Source organism: Jeotgalibacillus sp. R-1-5s-1, assembly GCF_004405105.1.
Classification (GTDB): domain Bacteria; phylum Bacillota; class Bacilli; order Bacillales; family Jeotgalibacillaceae; genus Jeotgalibacillus.
In genome coordinates, this window is the sequence record NZ_SORW01000052.1 from 46,283 (window position 1) to 69,502 (window position 23,220).

The following is a 23,220-nucleotide window of genomic DNA, read 5'->3' on the forward strand; positions in this document are numbered from 1 at the left end:
GGGGTTCGTGAGGTTAGACGCGAAGTTTGTGAGGTGCCATGGCAAATTCGTGAGCTTCCGCGGGAATTTGTGAGTTTAGTGTAATTTGACCTATGCAGAAGAGGCGTTTTTACGAGCCAGTATGTTCAGTCAGGAAGCGTGTGTGTGGAACCGGTTCGTCAGTTTGTTGGGGGAATTCGTGAGTTCCGGCCAAGGGTTCGTGAGGTTAGACGCGAAGTTTGTGAGGTTACAAGTCAAATTCGTGAGCTTCCGCGGGAATTTGTGAGTTTAGTGTAATTTGACCTATGCAGAAGAGGCGTTTTTACGAGCCAGTATGTTCAGTCAGGAAGCGTATTTGTGTGGAACCGGTTCGTCAGTTTGTTGGGGGAATTCGTGAGTTCCGGCCGAGGGTTCGTGAGGTTAGACGCGAAGTTTGTGAGGTGCCATGGCAAATTCGTGAGCTTCCGCGAGAATTTGTGAGTTTAGTGACATTTGTCCTGCACTTTGCCACACATCCTGAACGAACTCTTAACTCGACACACATATTAGATATAAAAAACCGGAACCCATCAGAGTCCCGGCTTATCTTTAAATCTTAACATCCACTTCCACACCGAAATGATCCGACACAACAGGGTAATGATCCCCGTTAAAAATCACACGTGAGGAGCGAACTTTAATCGTTTCCGAAGCAAAAATATAATCAATCCGCAGGGGCTGGTCATTGCCTTCCCAGCCGGCAATCGTACCAAATACGGTGATACCGCTGTCTTTTTCTTCAGCAAGCACATACGTATCAACTAGTCCGTTTTCATGAAGTAAATCATAACCTTCGCCTGACAAGCCGGCGTGATTATTAAAATCCCCCATAAAAAACGATAAACGGTCAGGATGTTTATGAGCCATCAGCTCACGAACCTGGTGATCATAGGGCTCTTCTTCATCGCCCCACCAGCCAAGGTGACAGGAAAAGACATCAATCAATTTCTCTCCGTATTGCACGGTCACCTTCGGAACGGCGCGTGTTTTCCAGTGATCCGGATCCTGTGACTGGGAAATGAAAAAGCTGTCTGTTTCCACAATCGGAAGGCGGGTCAGAATGGCCACACCTTCCTCGTAAATATCATAGCCGTAATGGCAAAATGCCCAGTGCATCTGATCATCATGTCTGCCGGCAGCCTTCAATCTTTTCAGCAGCTCCAGCCCGAAATGACCTTTTTTAAAGGGGCCTTCCGGCTCTGCGTCCGTCAGCTGGCTGACCTCCTGCAGGGCGATGATATCGTAATCTCGCGCTGCAATCTTTTGAGCCAGTATATCAAGCTTTTCAAGCTGTTGATCTTCCTGCCAGGAGTGACAGTTGAGCGTGAGTAACTTCATGTGATCAGGCTCCCAGTTGATCCTGAATATCGGATTTTAACACGTCGGCTTTTGGTCCGTAGATCGCCTGAACTCCGCGGTCGCGGACAACAAGGCCCAGTGCCCCGTTTTGCTTCCATGTCTTTTCATCAGCTACAAGATCAATTTGCTTAACGGTTACACGAAGTCTTGTCATACATGCATCAACATCTTCAATATTTTCTTCTCCGCCAAGCAGTCCGATAATCGCAACGGCCTGTGAATCTTCGTCCTTTTTAGCGCCTGATTTAGCTGTCGCTTTTTCTTCAGTTCCCTCTTCAATATAATTTCCTGCACGTCCTGGAGTAGGGAAGTTGAAGCGCTTAATCAGGAAGTAAGCGGCACCGAAGTTCACACCGAACATCACTACACCTACGATAACAAGGTTAATCAGGTCCCCAACAAGTCCTGCATTAATAATCAGTGGTGTTCTTGTTAGAAATTCGATGAAACCAAATGCGTGAATACGAAGATCCAGCACGTCAGCAAGGGCGAATGAAACCCCTGTTAAAATTGCATACACAACATATAGCAGTGGTGCAGCAAACATAAACATAAATTCAATTGGCTCGGTCACTCCTGTAAGGAATACAGCAAGACCGGCTGATAAGAACATAGACTTGTATTTTTTACGTTTATCTTTATCAACATTCAGATACATCGCAAGCGCCATCCCGATCAGAGCAGCAGATGAAGCGATGAATTGACCTACTTTAAAGCGGGCAGGGACAACTTCTTCTGTCAGCTGGTTATAGCCTGCAGTATTCCCCTGCTGTAGCATGTTATAAAGGTCCGTTACCCATGCAAGCCATAATGGATCTTGTCCGGAAACCATGCTTCCTGCACTTGCACCGGTCTGGATTACATACGTGCCACCAAGCTCTGTATAGTTAATCGGCACAGTCAGCATATGGTGAAGACCAAACGGTAAAAGCAGACGCTCCAGTGTACCGAAAATAAAAGGTGCAATAATCGGAGCGGAGTTACGTGAGTTCGCAATCCACTGTCCGAAGTCATTTAACAGTCCCTGAATAAATGGCCATACAAGAGACATGACAATTGCTACGATGACAGATCCGCCAATCACCACAAACGGAACAAATCGTTTTCCATTAAAGAAAGACAGTGCCTGTGGCAGCTTACTGTAGTTATAATACTTGTTATATAAAGCAGCTCCAAGGAAACCGGAGATGATCCCGACGAAGACACCCATATTAAGAGCAGGTGCTCCAAGAACAGAAATAAAGTAATCTGCAACGACTAATTCAGCACCTAAAAGGGAAGTAACTGTTGCTTCAGGATCAGCCAGCATATCAGCGTTAACGCCGAAGATGGCGCCGGTAATTCTGTTAATCAATAGAAAAGCGATCAATGCAGCAAACGCACCGCCAGCGCGGTCCTTTGCCCACGAACCACCAATTGCAACGGCGAACAGAATATGTAAATTCGTAATAATCGCCCAACCGATGTCTTCCATGACACGCGCAACCGTTTGCATGAACATGATGTCGCCAGTCAGCATCGCCAATAATTTACCTAATGAGATCATAATTCCGGCAGCCGGCATAACTGCAACAACAACAAGCAGTGCTTTACCGAACTTCTGCCAGAAATCAAATGAACCAAAGATCTTCTTCATGATGTTCCTCCTATGTGTAACGTCTATAAGCAAGTGCAAGCGTTTGCACTAATCTTTACTTTTCATATTGTATATACAAGGTAACAATCTTGCAAGCGTTTTATTAGAAATTAGATCAAATATCTTATAATTTCTGACATCAAAATCAAAGGAACGGGGAAAAGATGAAGGGGGGAAGCTGGTTTAACGTCAGGAGATTGACATGATTATAAGAATTCATTTAAAAAGGAAGATGCGTAATGGAAAAATGGTATGTGGAATTGAGAAAAAAGGTATGGTTGATTCCTTCCATTTACAGTATTTTAGGATTAATCATTGCGGCAGCAGCCGGAGCAATTGACTCTCAGTTCAACATAGAAAGCCTGCCTGAAATTTTCTATACCGAAAACGCTCTGGCACAGTCGATTTTAACAGCATTGATGACAGCATTACTGACAATGACCACTTTTACTTTTTCAACCATTATGGTCGTGCTTTCAACTTATGCCTCTCAGTATTCACCGAAAACGATAAAAAACTTTATTACCGACTCTTTTACACTTAGAGTTTTGGGGATATTTATGGGAGGGTTTATCTACTCCACATTATCACTGCTCTTTTTAAGAGGGTCTGATAAGCCGGTCATTTCAGGGACGGTTGGCGTCATCATTGCGATCATCTGTCTTGTATTCTTTGCAATGTTTATACATCATGTAGCGAGTCATATCCAGGCAAGCCGTCTGATCGAACGTCTGGCAAAGGATGCAGATGATGTAACAGACTATTACTTTGATCTTCTTCAGCATAAAAATATTTCTCTTGAGCATGAAGGAGAGAACTGGATACCTGATGCTTCGAGTTTTGATATTCAGGCAATGAATTATGGATATTTGCAATTTATAGATTTTGATAAGCTGTGTAAAAAAGCGATTGAACACGGATTGAAAATTGAAGTAAATGTCCCGATTGGAGAGTTTGTCCATAAGGCTACCCCTATGCTGACAGTGTATGTAACACCTGACCGGCTGCCGGAAGTCAGAGAGATCCATCTTGGAGACTGCTTTTTAATTGGCAATGAACGTGATGTCAGACAGGATCCGATCTTTGCTATTCAAAAGATGGTGGAAGTTGCATTAAGAGCTATATCCCCGGGTATCAATGATCCAAACACTGCGAATGACAGCATTCGTCATATTGGGAGGCTGTTAGGCAATTTATCACAGCTGCCAATCCGGCCAATTCTTATTGTAAACAAAGAAAATCAGGGTGTTGCCAAATTTACATTGCCTTCCTATGAAGATATTTTGTATCGTACATTTTACCAGCTCCGTCACTATGGGAAGGAGGATGTCTCCGTCTTGTCTGCTCTATTAGAAGCGATCGCGTTTGCAGCAGAAAGCGCTCCTAAGCATCACTTAGAAGCGCTCAATAAAATCGCACAATATGTGGTTGAGCAGGCAGAGCTCGGAGCGATGCCTGACCTTGACCATGTATGGCTGAATCAGAAAATCCAGGCGGTCGAGCGGATGACCAGACTATGATAGACTGAATAACACGCTGAAGTACAGAGAAGCTGTCACTCCGAGTCCGAAGATGAAGGAAGTGACAGAAGGCAGTTCCCTGTAAAACGACAGGAGCAGCAATAAGCTGAAGATCAGAAACGATCCCGAGAAGATCAGCATCTCTGTCTGGGCTGAAAACACAACAAAACCATTAATACCTGTAAGATTCTGCACCAGATCATCCACTGCAGGCTGTGAAGGATCAGGCGGAGCGGTCTTCGATAATACAGAAGTAACGGCAAACACGGCTGTTAAAAATATCGCCTCAACCCGGATCATCGTAAATGGAGAATAGCGATGGTCCTTTAATTTTCTTTTAATTAAGAAAGCATTAGCAAAAGCAAAATAAAAGACAGGGATAAAGAAAACGAGCTTGATAAGCAGCAAATGACCATATTCAGTTGTCGCTGCATTAGCGGCTGAAAAATCGCCCGTCATCATATCAGCCATCAAATATCCAGTACCAGCGGCAATCGCTACACAAAGCATCGCCACCGGAGTGAACCATGATAAAAAGCGGCCCCAGTTTTCTCTGGACCTGCTGAAAAAGGCAACAACCAGCAAAATGCCTGTCCAGCTGTGTAATGCGGCCAGGTGAAATAAATGATAAATTGCACCGGTTAAAGGGGACACTGCTTCAGGGTGGCTGCCCCAGCTGAAAGAAAAAAACAGAGCTGCAAGCAGAAAGAAATTGGGCCAGACTCTCTCAGCTTTGTGACGTGAAACGGCTGTTATGATCATGATCATTAATGAACTGATCCAAACGGCAATCCATGACTGTCCGGCAGTAAAATCAAGTAATACAGTAGTCAGCGCAGCTGAAAATCCCTGTGACTCACTTAATCTGCTGATCAGGGGAATTAAGGGCATAAACGATAAGATCATGACAAGCGCCGCTGATCCAATCATCCATTCCCGCTTAAGCAAAATAACCGGCTTTTTTGAAGGAGGAACGGCTTCAATCATAATCAGGCCGGTTAAAAAAGACAGAGACACATATAAAAGCGTCTCTGCCATATACATCATCATTTCTTACGTCGCATGAAGAAAATCGCGCCGCCTGCAGCTGCAAGCGTCAGCAGTCCAATTGAAGCCGGGACAACAATCGGATTTCTCTGATTTTCTTCCTGGGTTTCAGAGTCAGTGGTCTCAGTGGCAACTTCTTCAGGTTCCTCTTCCATCACTGCTTCTTCAGAAGATGCTTCAGTGTTTTCCTCTACAGCTTCTTCAGCGATCGCGATTGTAAATGAGAAGCTGCCTTCCATTTCATGACCGTCTTCTCCGATAATATTCCATTCTGCATCAAAATCACCATTTTCAAGTGGTGAAGCTAACGTGGCGATCAATTCACCGTCACCTGTTGTAATCTCTTCAACAGGAACATCCTGCCCGTTTGCATCCGTTATTGTGATCACACCTGATTCTTCGATCGGTGTATCAAACTGAACGGATATCTCAGTTGTTTCCGTCTCAATAACAGCTCCGTCTTCCGGCGAAGACCCTGTCATATGAGTGTGGGCAAAAGCAGATTGCGCCGATAATAAAAAACCAATTCCAACAGCCATTACATATTTTTTCATCATAATCTCCTCCAAACAGGTTCGTTATCTGAAAAACGCAGCCTGTCCGGAAAAGGATCACTTTTAAAGTGAAATTAATCTGTAACAGAAGGGATCAGTGACTGTCCATCTGCAAACTGACGGTAAAGATCATGTGTGGTGTAAAGCTGATGGTGGGTTCCCGAGCCGGTTGCTTTTCCGTTTTCAATAAAAATGATCTGATAAGCGTGAAGAACCGTCGAAAGACGATGGGCAATGACCAATGTTGTACGGCCCTCCATCAGACGCTGCAACGCTTCCTGCACAAGAATTTCAGAAGAACTGTCTAAATTGGAAGTAGCCTCATCTAATAACAGGATTTCAGGGTCAAGAATTAAAGCGCGGGCAATGGCGATCCGCTGTCTTTGACCACCTGATAGTCTGATACCGCGCTCTCCAACCTCTGTATCGTACTGGTCCGGGAGTGCTTCAATGAAGTCTGATGCATTAGCAGCCGCTGCAGCAGCTTTAATAACGTCATCCGGTACTTCATTTTTAAGTCCATACGTAATATTCTCTTTAATCGTACCTGACATCAGCGGGCTTTCCTGAGAAACATAGCCGATCCTCCGTCGCCACTCCTCCAGCGGAAATCGATCGATACTCTGTTCTCCATAGGTAATGGTTCCGTTAACAGGCGTATAAAAACGTTCAACTAAAGAAAAAATAGTCGTCTTTCCCCCACCACTGGGTCCTACAAAGGCCGTCATTTTACCTGCAGGAACAGTAAAGGAAAGAGAAGAGAGAATCGATTTCTTTTCGTTGTAACGGAAGGACACATCGCTGAATGTTAAGTGATCATAAGCCCCGGCAGTCTGTTTACTTTTTATCGAAGGTTCAGGAGTGATTTCGAGAATCGCCTGAATTCTCTCCGTTGCACCGACCGCTTTTTGAAAGGCAGTAAAAAAATTAGCCATCTGTGTAAATGGAACAACAATCTGGAATAAATAAAAAATTATCGCGACGAGGTCACCTGCTGATAATGCCCCGGAGGATACCTGAAGTCCGCCGTATCCAAGAATCACAACGAGAAGAGCCATCATGACAAAGGTCATCACAGGTGAAATGACTGCCTGAATTTTCGCTTCCTTCAAACCGAAACGAAATAATGTCTGAATCCCCTCTGATCCTTTAGCTGCTTCTTTTTCCTCCGCAGAATACGCTTTTACAAGCCGGACTTCTGACAGGACACGCCCGAGTAATCCGGAAAATGACGCCATTTCATCCTGCACGGACTTGGAGATCCTGTACATCATTCGACCGAGAGGCATAATGATGAGTAATGTGACAGGGACGGAAATTAACAAAATCAGCGTCATGCGCCAGTCAATATATAACAGAAGAAGGACCGAACCGATAACGGAAATGATGCCCGATACAAACGTAACGAGGTGCCCGGTAATCAGCTGTTTCACCGTTGATGTATCCTGCGTGATCCGGCTCATCGTTTCTCCGGACTCGTGCTGATCAAAATAAGGGATTGGGAGGCGGATAATGTGACGCCACAGTTTTTCCCGCAGGTCAGCTACAATTGTTTCTCCAATATAGGCAAGCATATAGTAGGAAACTCCGCCTGTAATTCCCTGCACAAGAAAGACCCCGATTAATAATCCAAGTGTCGACCAGCTGATCGCAGCACCTGTGACCGTGTTGACCAGATCTCTTGTTACAAGTGGAATAATTAAGCTCACAACTGTTTCAATCAAGGCAAACAGCAGAGCGAAAATGGTGATCCACTTTGGCCACTTTAACTGTTTTAACAGCCCAAGAAAAGCCTGCCACTGGACAGGCTTTTTCGTCTCTTTTGCTTTCATAAAAATGTCTCCTCTGACTGATTTTAAGGCATGGAATCAAGAAGCTGTCGGTAGACCTTCGCTTCTTCAGCCTGACCCATAATAAGGTACATGTTGGATATCTTTTCGACAGGACCACGTGATTCAGGATTCAGCTCCATTTCATAACTATAGCATTCAAGAGCGTCCTGATAGTAACCGATCCGCTCATACAATTCTCCCGCAAGTGACTGCTGCTCCGGATCTTCAGCAATCATAGACAGTAACTCAATGTCCTTATACACCTGTAGAGACAAGCCTAAGCGTTTAACCGGTTCCATGTACTGTAAAACCTTCTGAAAATCTTTTTCATACTGATGCGAAAGACACGAGATTAACAGAAGGTTCAATTCATCCGGATGGTGTTGCAGAAGAGGGGCAAGCCGCTCGCAGATTTTTTCAATGGGCATGTCTTTCATGACATCCGGCTGCTCCAACATCATTAGTAATGCCCGTCTGTCAGCTCCAGATGGTGTAAATCGATAAGAAATCAATGTATGGAAAGCTTCATGATATTTTTCGGATTTAACGAACTGCCTGTACAATTCTTTGGCAGGTTCCTCGAAGCCGGCATAAAGTAAAGAGTCGAATACTTGTTGCTGCTGCAGAGAGGTCAGTGACAGCTTACAATACGTCAGGAGCGTGTTGAAGGTTTCAGGTGAAGGTTGTTTTCGATATTGCTCCTCTTTCATAGCTAAAAGATAAGGCATGCTGAACGAAGCTGCTTCGCGCCTTCTCCATTGGTGAATCCGGCTGGCAGAAGAGTCTTGTTGTTTCATTCTCAAAGCCATCACCCATTCATGATCAGGAAACATATCCTTCATTAACTGAAGAATAGCATCAGCCTTTTTAAATTTTCCTTCCCGTTTACATTCATAAAAACAGTCCCGAATCACTTTAAACAGTTTCTCTCCCTTAATCAGCCCGTCAAAGCAGCTGAACAACTCCGCCGTTTTCACAGGATCCTTCTGATGCTGGAGGACCTGCAGCAGTGAGGTGAAAGAACGGTTTAAAATGGTTGATTCCGGCTGTACGAGCAGGTCAGAAAGGGGATGAGGATATAAAAAAACAATTCCCTGCGTGAACGCTTTTTCAGTGTAGCTGCCCAATCTGGAGCGGCTCACCTTCTTAGCGGCAAGGAATTGTCGGTCGTCAAAATATAAATGATAAAGCTGTCCATCATCGTTAGTCGCCTCGATGATCGAACATGGAACGTGAATGGCAAGTCGAACAGGCGTCATCGTATGAACTGTCTGATCCTTTTCCTTCAAATAAAATCGCTGTGGATTCATTCTCGCTCCTCCTCTCGGGTCTTCTTTATCATACCATACTCTCGTGCTGAAGTTATGAAAGATTACCAGTTAGGAAAACAAACCGCTGATCTCCGTTCCAGGCGGACGCTTTCCACGGCCAGGCGGTGAACCATCTATGCCGCAGGAGTCGCCGCCTTCCACTCCGAACAGCTGAAGTGGCATTGATAAAAGTGAAAAGTATTCAGTATGGTCGATTACACTCATTGAGAAAATGATTCATATAGACTAGGACTTTTGTTCCTTTGGTACTCGAAATAGTATAACAGAGGGAAAAAGTCCTTCAATTAGTAAAAATTACACGTGTGATAATTCACTTTTTTCTGAAAATTTAGCATGGTAGACTGTAAAAGCATGACAACTATTTAGTACGAAAGGAGAAATAAAATGAAAAAGTCTTCGGTAGTAAAAGTCCTATCGTCGAGTGCGCTTGTACTGTCACTATTCGCTCCGGCAGCTCTTGTACCTCAGAAAGCAGAGGCAGCTCCTGCAAATACAGATATCAGCAACTGGAACACAGAACGTTATGGGGACCGTTTGGATGTTGATACATATCTGCAGAACTTGTCTGAGGATCAGTCCTATTTAAAGCAGGCTGAAAGAAAAATGAAAGAGCAGGCTGCTCAGCTTGATGCAGAGGAAGTAACAGAATCTGAAGAGGGTGATGAAAACTTCACATTTGATGGAGGAACGAAGCTCTTCCTTGATTATAATCTTCAGTTTAAAGAATACACGCTTAGAAGTGTAGGGGAAAACGTCGAGGTTTGGGTAGCAAATGACTTGAGTTATCCTGAAGGAGATCCGCGTGGAGCTGACGTGGTCACGCAGGAGCAGGTAGACAAGCTGACTGCAGAATTCGACTCGAATATGTATCCTGTCGCGACGGACTTCTTTGGAACGCCGGATGAACTCGATGGATCAAACTCACCATTACCTGAAATGGTCGGTCTTCCTGAAGGGTATTATGAAGGCAGCGATAAAGTCCTGATGATGATTGATAACGTGAAAGATGATGCGTACTACAACCCGGACTATCCTTTCTTCGTAGCAGGATTCTTCTGGCAGACGCTTGAGAATTACACAGACCGCAATATGATCACGATCGATACAAACAACTGGGAAGAGCGTCTTGAATCAACATTTTATGCAACAACGATTCACGAACTTCAGCATTTAATTCATGCTGATAATGACCCTGCTGAAGAAACATGGCTGAACGAAGGGATGTCCACATTCTCTGAATTCCTTGGTGGATACGGACATGGTGAAGGATCAATCAACTTCTATTTAGATCATCCTGAAAACTCTCTTGTAAACTGGGATGAGCACCGAAATGCACCAACCGGGCCTGAGACAATCGCTGACTATGGCCAAGTTTATCTGTTCACTCTATACCTATATGACAAATACGGACAGGAATTTATCCGTGAGTTAGCAACAGCAACATCACAGGGAATTACATCTGTAAATGAGGTATTCGAATCAAACGGAATTGACCAGACATTTGAAGGAGTCTATCAGAACTTCATCACTGCTCTTGCATTAGACAGTGACAGAGGAAATGACGGCGTTTATAAATTTGACAGCATTAATCTGCGTGATCTTCCAGTAGATGCTGAGGGCACAAAACGCGGAAAAACGATCAACTATGAAAATGCACTTGAAGTTGAAAAAGAAGGCGTTCCTGCTTGGGGTGGAGACTTCAAATCCATTGATTTTACAAAAGAAGTAAAAGGATTCACTTTTAACGGAGCAGATTTCCTCCCTCAGAAGTGGCAGTCTGTTGCAGATCCGTTGAATACAGACAACCAGGTTCTTTGGGGTAATGCTGGAGCGGAAAGTGATAACCGCCTCATCTTTGGTGCAGATCTGACTGGCGTTACTGAAGCATCACTGGCTTTTGATCATTTCTATGAAATTGAAGAGCAGTGGGATTTCGGAACGGTTCAGGTTTCAACAGATAATGGAGAAACATGGACATCTCTTGGAAATGAAAATACACGCACAGATATCGTAGCTGAAGGCTATCCAACAATTAAAGAAAACCTTCCAGGATTCACAGGTACAAATGGAGAATGGACATCTGAATCATTTGACCTCAGCTCATACGCAGGTCAGGAAATCCTTGTTGCATTCCGCTACATGGAAGACTGGGGAACAAGTGAACGCGGCTGGTTCATCGACAACGTATCACTTGAAGCAGCAGGGTTTGAAGCTGACGGTTCATCTGTAGATGCATTCAAATCACTGGACGAAATCCAGGGTAACTTTGTTAACTACACGGTGACATTTATTCAGGAGCGCGGCAAAGGAAACGCACCACCAAAAGTTATCCAGGTGGATCCTTTCAACGTAACTGAAACAAAAGCACTTGAGCTGAAACAGCTGTTTAAAGACGGCAATGTTAAAATGATCACATCTTACGCAGCACCGGAAGGCGTTAAGAGCCCAGTAGAATTCACTTACGAATTACTTTTTAAAGAAGACAAAGGTAAGGGTAAAGGCAAAAAGAATAAAAGATAATAGTATATAAAAACCGGAGCAGGGGACGTTGACCTGCTCCGGTTTTTTAGTTTTGGGAATGTGGATAGAGAGAAGACGTTATCGACATATTGTGGATGGCTACCGACAGGAAATGCAAAGCTATCGACATTTTCAAACCAGCTATCAACAACTTTCCTGGCTTTATCCACAAAAGAAGTGCCTCCAGGAAGTCTATCAACAGAAACCAATGACCTATCGACATATACTGTTTAGTTATCAACATTTACTATCTGTATATCAACAACACTGCTGAAAATGTATCCTAATGATTTATTTTTAAAAATATTTTAATTGCTGATTCAAAGGGAGGTGGCACATCCAGAGACTCCCTCGGGAAAGGTTATTATTCCGTTGCTCAGAGGATTCCCAGTGGAGGAAAGGGTAGCATCCTCCGTATTAATTTTAAAACTCCATGATAAAAACGTTTCAAAGGGCGGTGGCGCATCCGAAGACTCCTGCGGCAGAGAAGCGACAGGTGAGACAACGTAGCGCGAAGCGCAAGTTGGCTCACCGCGCGGCCGCGGAACGCGTAGGATTTGCACCAACTGAGTTTTGATCGAATTGATTTATATTCCTAAAGGTCCTGGCCCCTCCGGAGACTCCTGTGGCGGAAAGGGACAGGTGAAACCGACTGTGCGAAGCGCAGGCGGGTTCACCGCCCGGCCACGGAAAGCGCAGGAGGGGCTAGGACCGGCTATATAAACACCCAATCCATTTGTCCACAACCAACAAACATGATAAAATAAAATCGTACAAAAACTCGATTAAAACAATTCATTTCAGTCAATAGTGTTTGTGTGGAAAAGACAAATGTAAATCAGGAGGAAATGAACATGGCAAAGGTATTAGACCAGTTTTTACAGGAAAACCTTAACGACTTAAAAGAACGCGGCCTCTATAACGAAATCGATCCGGTAGAAGGCCCGAATGGTGCCATCATCACAATTGGCGGTAAAGAGCTGATCAACCTTTCATCTAATAACTATCTCGGTCTTGCAACAAATGACCATTTAAAAGAAGCGGCTAAAAAAGCCATTGACCACTACGGAGTAGGAGCCGGAGCCGTTCGTACGATCAACGGAACGCTTGATGTTCACGTAAAACTTGAGGAAAAGCTTGCTGAGTTTAAAGGAACAGAAGCAGCAATTGCTTATCAATCCGGTTTTAACTGTAATATGGCTGCGATCTCAGCTGTCATGGATAAAAACGATGCAATTCTATCCGATGAACTGAACCACGCATCGATTATTGATGGCTGCCGCCTGTCCAAAGCAAAAATCATCCGGGTAAATCATTCAGATATGGATGATCTCCGCGCCAAAGCAAAAGAGGCGACTGAATCTGGTCTTTATAATAAAGTGATGGTTATTACGGATGGTGTATTTTCAATGGATGGGGATGTTGCGAAGCTTCCTGAGATTGTTGAAATCGCAAAGGAATTTGACCTTATTACTTATGTGGATGATGCACACGGATCAGGTGTAATGGGCAAGGGTAAAGGAACAGTCAAACATTTTGGTCTTGAAAAAGAAATCGACTTCCAGATCGGTACGTTATCTAAAGCAATCGGAGTAGTGGGCGGTTATGTTGCAGGCTCTCAGGATCTGATTGATCTGTTAAAAGTCCGCTCACGTCCGTTCCTGTTCTCGACTGCACTGACACCAGGGGATACTGTAGCGATCACAGAAGCGCTTCAAATGCTGATGGACAGCACTGAGCTTCATGACAAGCTGTGGGAGAACAGTGACTATTTAAAAGAGGGCCTGAAAAAGCTTGGTTTTGATATTGGTGACAGTGAAACACCAATTACTCCTTGTATCATTGGAGACGAAAAACTCACGCAGCAATTTAGTAAACGTCTGTTTGAAGAAGGCGTCTATGCAAAATCAATCGTATTTCCAACCGTTCCACGCGGCACAGGCCGTGTAAGAAACATGCCAACAGCAGCTCACACAAAAGAAATGTTGGATGAGGCAATTGCCGTATACGAAAAAGTTGGTAGAGAGCTTGAGATCATTAAATAATAATGTAAACAAAAAGGCTGGTTCAGTTATTCTGAGCCAGCCTTTTATTGTTTAAATTCTAAGATCGTTACTTAATGTTTCTTCTTCTATAAAGAATGCTCATACATAGAAATATAAGCAGTGCCGGATCATGCCGAATACTCCTGAGAATCTGAAGTTGAAGATGAGACAACTGTGCATCACAGCACGTTCTCCTTGTGTCCTCAGGAGGCGAAGAGGTGATCCTGAACGATTAATTTAATCTATAAAAAACCTCTCATCCGATAAACGAATGAGAGGTTTCTATTTAAATGATTACTCAGAGATTGTTACATCTTTAAGCTGGTAAAGTCCATTTGGAAGTACTGAGAATCCTTGTACTTTATCGCTTACACCAGTCAGGTACTCACTGTGGTTGATGTAAACCATTGGAGCAAGCTCAACTAGACGCTCTTGAACCTGCAGGTAGATGTCTGCACGAGCATCCTGGTCAGTTTCCTGACGGCCTGCTTCAAGAAGTGAGTCAAGTTCATCATCACGAAGGAATGAACGGTTACCCGGATCTCCTACTTGTGAAGAGTGGAATAGAGCGTAAGTAGCATAGTCAGCATCTCCAGTTGGAGTTGACCAGCCAAGGATGAACATATCGTGCTGACCAGCAGCAGTCTGCTCAAGGAATGCACCAAACTCAAGAATTTGGATATCAACTGTGATGTTAAGCTCAGCTAGAGCTTCCTGAACAAGAATTGCGATCGCCTCACGCTGTGGGTTATCGTTTGTCCAGATTGAAGTTTCAAATCCATCAGCAAGTCCAGCTTCTTCAAGAAGAGCTCTTGCCTGATCCATATCATAAGAAAGTGGTTCTACGCTTTCGTCAAATCCGAATACACCTGGAGGAATTGGACCGATTGCTTCGATTCCGTATCCTTCATAAATACCTTCAATGATAGACTGCTTGTCAATTGCCATTGAGATCGCTTGACGAACGCGAACATCGTTGAATGGCTCTTTGTCCATGTTAAATCCAAGGTAAGCTAAGCTCGTTGAACTTTGGATGTTCATGTTAGCTCCATCAAGGTTTTCAATACGTGAAACTTCGTTTGGCTGAACTGGGTCAATAATGTGAGCATTTCCAGTTTCAAGCTCAGCAAGACGAGTTGCTGATTCAGGAACTACGCGGAATGTTGCAGAATCGATTCCTGCAGGCTCTCCCCAATACTCTTCGAACTTAGTAAGAACAACTTCTTCACCTGGAGTCCAAGAGTCAAACTGCATGAATCCAGTTCCAACTGGTTCTTGAGAAATAACAGAACCTGGCTCAGAACCCTCTTCCATTGCAGCATAATCAGCTTCAATAGCATCTAGAGAAATCATTGCGCCACCACTGTGTGTAAGGTGAGCAAGAAGTGGAGCGAATGGATATTCAGTCGTAATTTGAACAGTGTAATCATCTACAACTGTTACTTCAGTAATCATTTCATAAAGGAAACCACGTGGTGATGCAATTTCTGGATCTAGAACGCGGTCAAGGTTTGCTTTTACAACCTCAGCAGTGAAGTCAGAACCATCGTGGAACTTAACGCCCTCACGAAGTTTGAATTCCCAAGTAAGGTCATCAACTGGCTCCCAAGACTCAGCAAGCATTGGCTGTAGCTCATTGTTCTCGTCTTGGAAAATTAGTGTTTCATAAATGTTTGCCTGCACGTTAGATGAAGGAACATCATTTGAACCGTGTGGATCAAGAGATGATACATCAGATAGTACGTTCAGCATTAAGTCGCCGCCAGCAGCAACTTCTTCGCCGGAGCCTCCACCATCGTCAGTGCCGCCGTCATCAGTACCGCCGCTTTCTTCTTCGCTTCCACCGGCACATGCTGCAAGGAACATTGCCAGAACAAGCGTCAGTAAAAATGCCCAAAGCGTTTTTTTACTTGTCAAAAAAATTACCCCCCATATCTAATATGTTAAATCGAAACTCACGCTATATTAAGCGCAATATTCAAAAAATAATATATCGTAAATTTTTGAATATTACAAGTGTGTAAAAAAAGTTACGTACAAAAAAGATAAAATTTAAGTATGGAAATGCAAAAAATGGATTTTGCAATAGATATATCAGCATAATTTATGCTTGAACCTATTATCCTAATCCTTAGGCTTTCTATGCTTTCAATTCAATCTCTCTCTATTGGGGTGAAGTAATGAAGTGTACTATATTAGTATCTGATTCGTTCCAATATTATCCTTAGAAAAGCAAATTGTGATATTTTTATACAAAAAAGTTCATAATAAAAGATATTAGAATAGTTTCATTTTTGTCTAAAATACGTTAATATTGTTTAGGTGTGTAACATTCTTTAAATAAGATATGTTACAAGATTTAAAGCAAAGAGAGGGTGTAATGTATGAGTGAGAACACGGTAAACGAGCCGGTTACAGCAAAACGGGTCAATCCAAGACTTGAAAACTATAAAATTATTTGGAAAAGACTGCGGAAAAATAAAGCGGCTCTGGTTGGTGGCTATTTAATTCTTTTATTCATTATTGTCGCAATAATCGGACCAATGCTGACAACGATGTCTCCAAATGCGACAGATATCACGAACAAACTTGCTCCGCCATCTGCGGATAACTGGTTTGGTACAGATGATTTCGGCCGGGATATCTTTACAAGGATCATTCACGGAATGTGGATTACCCTTTACGTAGGTTTCCTGTCAGTTATTATCGGAATTGCATTAGGGGTACCATTAGGTGTTATTGCAGGTTATTACGGAGGTATCATTGATAGCATCATTATGCGAATCATGGATATTCTTCTTGCGTTCCCTGGTATACTTCTGGCACTTGCGATCGTAAGTGTTCTGGGAGGAAGTCTTCAAAACGTAATTCTTGCAGTAGGTATCTTCTCGGTGCCGGCATTTGCCCGTATCGTACGTGGATCTACACTGTCAGTTAAAAAACTGGAGTATGTTGATGCTGTTCGTGCACTTGGCGCATCCGATTTCAGAATAATCTTTCGACATATTATGCCGAACGTTATGTCTCCAATTATTGTTCAATCAACGCTTCGTATCGCAACAGCGGTCTTAACAGCCGCGGGTCTGTCATTCCTTGGACTTGGTGCACAGCCGCCGACTCCTGAATGGGGGGCAATGCTTTCGGATGGTCGTGCTTATATGTATGATGCATGGCACGTAGCTTTCTTCCCGGGCATCATGATCGTAATTGTGGTATTGGCATTTAATATTTTCGGAGATGGACTTCGTGACGCACTCGATCCGAAAATGAAACAATAAATAGGAGGTGTAACGCATGACGAAATTTATTATTCGACGTCTTTTACAGACGATTCCTGTTTTATTCGGGGTATCGATCCTCGTTTTCTCATTAATTCACCTGATTCCGGGAGATCCGGCTCAGATTATTGCCGGAGAGTCTGCACCGGAAACACAGGTTGAACAGATTCGTGAAAGATTAGGTTTGAACGAACCACTACATGTTCAATATGGAACGTTTGTTGGAAATGTATTAACAGGAGATTTTGGTACTTCGATCCGAAGCAGCCGCCCTGTAGTTGATGAAATTGGCACGCGTTTTTGGGTTACCGTTGAATTGGCGGTATACAGTACCATTTTAAGTGTATTCATGGGACTAATTGCAGGAATCGTTTCTGCGGTTCGTCATTACACAGTAACAGACGTTGTGATCATGATTGTTGCCCTGTTCGGACTTTCGATGCCGAACTTCTGGCTCGGACTCATGTTAATCCAGTGGTTTGCCATTGGGAACTGGATACCAGAATCGCTTCAGCCATTTCTTCAGATGCGTGCATCCGGTTGGGGTGACGACTGGAGACAAGTTGTTCTTCCGGTATTTACGCTTGGTACAGCCGGTGCAGCGATTATTGCCCGTATGACCAGATCCAGTATGCTTGAGGTAATCAGTCAGGATTATATCCGTACGGCTCGTGCAAAAGGTGTGAAGGAACGTGTTGTAATTTATCAGCACGCTTTGAAAAATGCCTTGATTCCGGTCGTTACAGTAGTAGGTCTTGAATTTGGTGCACTACTTGGAGGTACTGTTTTAACTGAAACGATCTTTGCCATTAATGGTATGGGCCGTTTAACAATCCAGGCTATTAATACACGTGACTTCCCGGTTGTACAGGGGACAGTATTAATTCTTGCCTTCCTGTTCGTATTTGTTAACTTACTAGTAGATATTTCTTATCGATTCCTGAATAAGCGAATTGATCTTAACTGATAAATTCTTTGAAATGAGGGGTGAACATAATGAGCTCATCAGAAAACATTTTAGAAATCCGCGAACTTCAAACTTCATTTTATACGGATGAAGGTGAAGTAAAAGCGGTTGACGGCGTTAGCTTTGAACTGCCCCGTGGAAAGACACTAGGTGTAGTAGGAGAATCGGGATCCGGTAAGAGTATCACAGCTTTATCAATCCTGAACCTGCTATCTAAGCCAGGAAAAATTAAAGGCGGAGAGATCCGCTTTAAAGGACAAAATCTTGTAGAGCTTTCTGAAAAGAATATGCGTTCAATTCGCGGTAACGACATCTCTATGATCTTCCAGGAGCCAATGACGTCACTGAACCCTACTTATACTGTAGGGAAGCAGATCATGGAATCGATCCAGATTCACCAGGGTCTTGGGAAACGTGAAGCGAAACTAAAAGCAATTGAAATGCTGAAGCTTGTAGGGATTCCATCACCGGAAAAGCGTGTGGATCAGTACCCGTTTGAACTATCTGGTGGTATGCGTCAGCGTGTCATGATCGCGATTGCATTATCATGTAATCCTGATATGCTGATTGCCGATGAACCGACAACAGCCCTTGACGTAACGATTCAGGCGCAGATCCTTGACCTGATCCGTGAGTTGCAGAACAAGCTTCATATGTCTGTGATCATGATTACGCACGATCTTGGTGTAGTTGCTGAAACATGTGATTATGTAGCGGTTATGTATGCCGGTCAGGTTGTTGAATATGCAGATGTTCGTACGCTGTTCAGAAAGCCTAGACATCCGTATACAGTTGGATTGTTAAACTCTCTTCCACGTCACGATATTGATCAGGATAAATTAACACCTATTAAAGGAACAGTACCAAGTCCATTTAATATGCCGACAGGCTGCCGTTTTGCACCACGTTGCCCGGCTGCAACCGAGCTGTGCAGAACAAAGCTTCCTGAACTTGAAACAGATGAAAACAAAAATCAGATTCGCTGTTGGATTTACTCAGATGAGTGGGACGGCGATCCGGAGGTGAATATCTATGGCGAAGAAAGAACTGCTAAAGGTTGAGGGCTTAAAACAGTATTTCCCGATTAAAGGCGGATTCTTAGGCAGAACTGTTAATCACGTTAAAGCCGTAGATGATATCAGCTTTACCGTTTATGAAGGAGAAACTGTCAGTATTGTAGGGGAGTCCGGTTGTGGTAAATCTACAACGGGCCGTGCAATTCTTCGTCTGGATGAGCCGACTGAAGGTGTTGTTTCATTCGAAGGAAAAGACCTGACTACTTTATCTAGAAAAGAAATGCGCGCAATGCGTAAAGATATGCAAATTATCTTCCAAGATCCGTACGCATCGATTAATCCACGTCAGATTGTATCTGCAGTGATTGAAGAGGCGATGGATATTCAAAATACGGTGCCTAAAAAAGACCGTCGTAAGAAGATTGAGGATCTGCTTCAGACAGTAGGATTACAGCCGTTCCAGGCTGACAAGTATCCTCACGAATTCTCTGGCGGGCAGCGTCAGCGTATCGGGATTGCCCGCGCGCTTTCTGTTGATCCTAAGCTGATCATTTGTGATGAGGCAGTATCAGCGCTTGACGTATCGATTCAGGCTCAGGTATTAAACCTTCTTGAAGAGCTTCAGGAAGAGTTTGGTCTGACGTATCTGTTTATCTCCCACGATCTTGGGGTTGTACGTCATATCTCTGACCGTATTATTGTTATGTATCTCGGTAAGATTGTTGAAATTGGAGATAAGCACTCTCTATTTGACAATCCACAGCATCCATATACAAAAGCTTTGTTATCAGCGATTCCTGTTCCGGATCCTGATCGCAAAAAAGAGCGTATTGCACTTAAAGGAGATGTTCCTTCTCCAATTAACCCGCCAACAGGCTGCCGTTTCCATACGCGTTGCCCGTTCGCGACTGATAAATGTAAAACTGATACCCCTGAACTTCGCACAACTGACTTCATGAAAGAAGGTCACCAGGCAGCGTGTCACTATATTGAAGAAATTCAATCCGGTGAGCGTAAGCCAAAGGACTACTCTGCTGAAGCGATTGTGGAAAGAGGACAGGAAGTATAATAAAAAATCCGGCCTGCTAGAGGGCCGGATTTTTTATGTTTTATGAAAAAAATTCGGGACCTTTTAATCGTAGGAATCTTAATCTTTTTAAGTATATATTATTTACATAACGATAACTTCATAGACAATAATGAAGATGGATATTGCTGTTAATTCAGCCTGCTGGTAAAGAATAATATCCATGGAAATGAGTAGGTAATGTAAAAGTTTTTTGTCCTTCCGGTATAAACATTTTGATTAAAGTGTGATAAATTATAAGTGTTAATAACATTTATATTGAGTATTTGTCCTTCTTGTATGGACATTTGTTTTTTTATCATAGGAATCAACGGAGGGAAATGCGATGAAACGAATACTGGTAACAGGTGCGCTTGGTCAGATCGGATCAGAGTTAATTACGAAGCTGCGGAAGGAATACGGTGCAGATAATGTGATTGCCACGGATATCCGAACTGCTGATTCAGAGGTTGTTCATGGAGGTCCTTTTGAAATTCTGGATGTAACGGATGCCGCTCAGATGAACGAGCTTGTGTCAAAGTATAAGGTTGATACAATGATGCATATGGCGGCACTGCTTTCAGCAAGAGCGGAGGAAAATCCACAGCTTGCCTGGCATTTAAATATGGGCGGTCTGGTGAACGGTCTGGAAGCTGCACGTGAACACCATCTGCAATTCTTCACGCCAAGTTCGATCGGTGCATTTGGTCCGGATACGCCAAAGCATGGAACACCTCAGGATACGATTCAGCGTCCAACGACGATGTATGGGGTGAACAAAGTTTCTGGTGAGCTGCTTTGTGATTACTATTTCACACGTTTTGGTGTGGATACACGAGGCGTGAGGTTCCCAGGTCTGATTTCTTACGTAACGCCTCCAGGTGGGGGTACGACAGATTATGCAGTCGAAATCTATTATGAGGCATTGAAAACAGGAAAATACACTTCTTATATTGATAAAGGAACGTATATGGATATGATGTATATGCCGGATGCGCTGCAGGCGATTGTTGACCTGATGGAAGCGGATCCTGCAAAGCTTAAGCACCGCAATGCGTTTAACGTAACGGCAATGAGCATTGAGCCGGAAATGGTAGCGGCTGAAATTAAAAAGCATATCCCTTCATTTGAAATCTCCTACCAGCCGGATCCTGTCCGTCAGGCTATTGCTGACAGCTGGCCTGATGCCATTGATGCTTCGGCATCAAAAGCAGAGTGGGGATTTAAGGCTGAATACGATCTTGCTACGATGACAGCTGATATGCTGCAGAAACTAAAGACGGGTATCCCGCAATAACTGAAAATGTTAAAAGGCTGAGACTAAAAAGTTCTCAGCCTTTTTCACTGATAAAAAGTAACCTTATACTAGGCTTGAAAAGAGCATTGGACATATGTCATTCTTTCGACCTTTTGTTACAATCTTCGACATGGTATGATAGAAGCATATGTTAATTCTTTTTAAGGATGGCAGGTGATGAAATTGCTTCAATCCTATACGTTTTCGCAAATAAAGGGACTGCTGGCGGCAATGGCCGGTCTTTTCCTCGTACAAATTGTTTTAATTTTGTCAGGTATTTACGGATGGCTTCCTTCTGAAGCGTATATTGTTATTGAAGGAGTCGTGGCAATCGTAACCCTATTTATCGGGTATTTGATTTATACGCGTTCCAATTCGCTCAGAAGCCTGTTTAAGGAAATGGAAGAAGAAGAATTTAAGATGGTGGCGCTGATTCAGTCTATGCCTGATTTTGTCTGCTTCAAAGACGGTCAGGGCAGATGGATCCGCACGAATGATTTCGGACTCGAGCTTTACGGCCTGAAAGGTCAGCCTTACATTGGCAAGACAGATCATGAGCTTGGTAAGATTAATCCGTTTTTTCAGGAAGCGTTTGATTACTGTATGGAAACGGATGAAGAAACCTGGCAAAAGGGTGAAACAGTCCGTACTGAAGAATCTTTCTTTATTGAGACTGGTGAATATAAGTCATTTGATGTGATAAAGGTTCCTATTTTTTATGAGGACGGTACACGAAAAGCACTGATTACGCTTGGAAGAGACATTTCACAGCAAAAAAGTGCCGAAGAGCAGCTTTTGAGAAGAGAAAAATTAGCCGTGGCCGGTGAACTGGCATCAGGCATCGCCCATGAAATTAAGAACCCTCTGACAAGCTTAAAAGGATTTGTACAGTTAATGAAGGAACAACCCTCACTGCCTAAAGAAAACATTGATATCATGTCATCCGAAATTGACCGTATTTATGCAATTGTTGATGAATTGCTTGTTCTGTCGAAGCCCGAGCTGAGAAAAAAAGAGTTCTTTTCATTGTGCGATTGTGTGGGTTACGTGATTAACTTTATGAAACATCAAGCTGCTCAAAAAGACATCCGTATTCTGGTGGAAAAAGTGGATGACTCAGAAAAATTCGTGCATGGAGATCGTAATCAGGTCATTCAGGTCTTTATTAATCTGATTAAAAACAGCATTGAAGCAATGGATCATGGCGGGGAAATCAAAATACGTCCCCGTGTAAATGAAAAAGAAGTTTATCTAGAAATCGAAGATACCGGACAAGGCATCTCGCAGGAAATTATCGATAAAGTCAGCGAACCTTTTTATACTACAAAAGAAAAAGGAATGGGGCTTGGATTAACGATCTGCCATAAAATTATTCAGGCCCATGATGGCACGCTTTCGTTTAGAAGCAAACCTGGAAAAGGAACGACTGCTACAATTATCCTGCCTGTCACAATCCGCAAAAAAGCACTTCCCGTCTCGTGATGGGAAGTGCTTTTTTTCAATGGAACCGTGCCGGAACACCACTCGCTTTCCGTTGTCTAGCTCCGGTGACTAGCCCCTCGAGGTCATAAGTCAAAGCTGAACGAGGGCGAAGGTCAGCCCTCTTTTCATCTTCGCCTTATGCTTGTCGGGGCTGGAAGAGTCACCTCCGCTTTTCTAAGGCCGCGCGGTGAGCCAGCTAGTGCTCCGCACTACGCTGTCTCACCTGTCGCTTCTCTACCGCAGGAGTCTCGC

17 protein-coding genes are annotated in these 23,220 nt (G+C 43.5%); 9 read left to right on the forward strand and 8 right to left on the reverse strand.

Translation table 11 applies throughout. The features are described 5' to 3' along the window. Window positions 1–567 precede the first annotated feature (567 nt). Both E2491_RS14975 and E2491_RS14980 read right to left on the reverse strand, forming a co-directional pair. Entirely contained in the window at window positions 568–1,356 is a 789-nt protein-coding gene (locus E2491_RS14975) for an endonuclease/exonuclease/phosphatase family protein (RefSeq protein WP_134376437.1), read from the reverse strand. A gap of 4 nt (window positions 1,357–1,360) precedes the next feature. Then, window positions 1,361–3,013, reverse strand: coding sequence for a PTS transporter subunit IIBC (locus E2491_RS14980; RefSeq protein ID WP_134376438.1), 1,653 nt, complete (start codon window positions 3,011–3,013; stop codon window positions 1,361–1,363). A gap of 239 nt (window positions 3,014–3,252) precedes the next feature. On the opposite strand from E2491_RS14980, the gene E2491_RS14985 reads away from it, so the two are divergent. Beyond that, the gene (locus tag E2491_RS14985) at window positions 3,253–4,533 is read left to right on the forward strand and encodes a DUF2254 domain-containing protein (protein WP_134376439.1); all 1,281 of its coding nucleotides are present in this window, start codon (window positions 3,253–3,255) and stop codon (window positions 4,531–4,533) included. On the opposite strand, the gene E2491_RS14990 is transcribed toward E2491_RS14985, so the two are convergent. The 5 genes from E2491_RS14990 to E2491_RS17575 form a co-directional block, all read right to left on the reverse strand. Beyond that, window positions 4,528–5,583, reverse strand: a complete 1,056-nt coding sequence (locus tag E2491_RS14990; protein ID WP_134376440.1) for a copper resistance D family protein — start codon at window positions 5,581–5,583, stop codon at window positions 4,528–4,530. The genes E2491_RS14985 and E2491_RS14990 overlap by 6 nt on opposite strands. Beyond that, complete coding sequence (locus tag E2491_RS14995; protein ID WP_134376441.1) at window positions 5,580–6,137, reverse strand: copper resistance CopC family protein; 558 nt, start codon at window positions 6,135–6,137, stop codon at window positions 5,580–5,582. Before E2491_RS14995 ends, E2491_RS14990 begins: the two co-directional genes overlap by 4 nt. Window positions 6,138–6,208: 71 nt before the next feature. Further along, window positions 6,209–7,966, reverse strand: coding sequence for an ABC transporter ATP-binding protein (locus E2491_RS15000; RefSeq protein WP_134376442.1), 1,758 nt, complete (start codon window positions 7,964–7,966; stop codon window positions 6,209–6,211). A 23-nt stretch (window positions 7,967–7,989) separates the two neighbouring features. Further along, window positions 7,990–9,276 carry a hypothetical protein gene (locus tag E2491_RS15005; protein ID WP_134376443.1) on the reverse strand — a complete coding sequence of 429 codons (1,287 nt, stop codon included), beginning with the start codon at window positions 9,274–9,276 and terminating at the stop codon, window positions 7,990–7,992. A gap of 69 nt (window positions 9,277–9,345) precedes the next feature. After that, complete coding sequence (locus E2491_RS17575; RefSeq protein WP_166805902.1) at window positions 9,346–9,501, reverse strand: hypothetical protein; 156 nt, start codon at window positions 9,499–9,501, stop codon at window positions 9,346–9,348. A 180-nt stretch (window positions 9,502–9,681) separates the two neighbouring features. Here E2491_RS17575 and E2491_RS15010 point away from each other — a divergent pair, with 180 nt between their 5' ends. After that, complete coding sequence (locus tag E2491_RS15010) at window positions 9,682–11,817, forward strand: choice-of-anchor J domain-containing protein (protein WP_134376444.1); 2,136 nt, start codon at window positions 9,682–9,684, stop codon at window positions 11,815–11,817. 854 nt (window positions 11,818–12,671) lie between these two features. After that, a complete protein-coding gene (locus E2491_RS15015) occupies window positions 12,672–13,862 on the forward strand; it encodes a glycine C-acetyltransferase (RefSeq protein WP_134376445.1) in 1,191 nt (396 codons plus the stop codon). Window positions 13,863–14,156: 294 nt separating this feature from the next. On the opposite strand, the gene E2491_RS15020 is transcribed toward E2491_RS15015, so the two are convergent. Beyond that, window positions 14,157–15,779, reverse strand: coding sequence for a glutathione ABC transporter substrate-binding protein (locus E2491_RS15020; RefSeq protein ID WP_371414490.1), 1,623 nt, complete (start codon window positions 15,777–15,779; stop codon window positions 14,157–14,159). A 467-nt stretch (window positions 15,780–16,246) separates the two neighbouring features. Here E2491_RS15020 and E2491_RS15025 point away from each other — a divergent pair, with 467 nt between their 5' ends. The 6 genes from E2491_RS15025 (at window position 16,247) to E2491_RS15050 (ending at window position 22,968) form a co-directional block, all read left to right on the forward strand. Then, window positions 16,247–17,140, forward strand: a complete 894-nt coding sequence (locus E2491_RS15025; protein WP_134376446.1) for an ABC transporter permease — start codon at window positions 16,247–16,249, stop codon at window positions 17,138–17,140. Window positions 17,141–17,156: 16 nt separating this feature from the next. Further along, on the forward strand, window positions 17,157–18,107 hold the full coding sequence (locus tag E2491_RS15030; RefSeq protein ID WP_134376447.1) for an ABC transporter permease: 951 nt from the start codon (window positions 17,157–17,159) through the stop codon (window positions 18,105–18,107). Between the two features lie 29 nt (window positions 18,108–18,136). Continuing rightward, entirely contained in the window at window positions 18,137–19,168 is a 1,032-nt protein-coding gene (locus E2491_RS15035; protein WP_134376448.1) for an ABC transporter ATP-binding protein, read from the forward strand. Then, window positions 19,140–20,192 (forward strand): ABC transporter ATP-binding protein, encoded by a 1,053-nt coding sequence (locus E2491_RS15040; RefSeq protein ID WP_134376449.1) that lies wholly within the window; start codon window positions 19,140–19,142, stop codon window positions 20,190–20,192. The genes E2491_RS15035 and E2491_RS15040 overlap by 29 nt, the downstream gene beginning before the upstream one ends. 343 nt (window positions 20,193–20,535) lie before the next feature. Next, window positions 20,536–21,486, forward strand: a complete 951-nt coding sequence (locus E2491_RS15045; protein ID WP_134376450.1) for an L-threonine 3-dehydrogenase — start codon at window positions 20,536–20,538, stop codon at window positions 21,484–21,486. 177 nt (window positions 21,487–21,663) lie between these two features. Further along, a complete protein-coding gene (locus E2491_RS15050) occupies window positions 21,664–22,968 on the forward strand; it encodes an ATP-binding protein (RefSeq protein ID WP_134376451.1) in 1,305 nt (434 codons plus the stop codon). The last annotated feature ends 252 nt before the right edge of the window (window positions 22,969–23,220 follow it).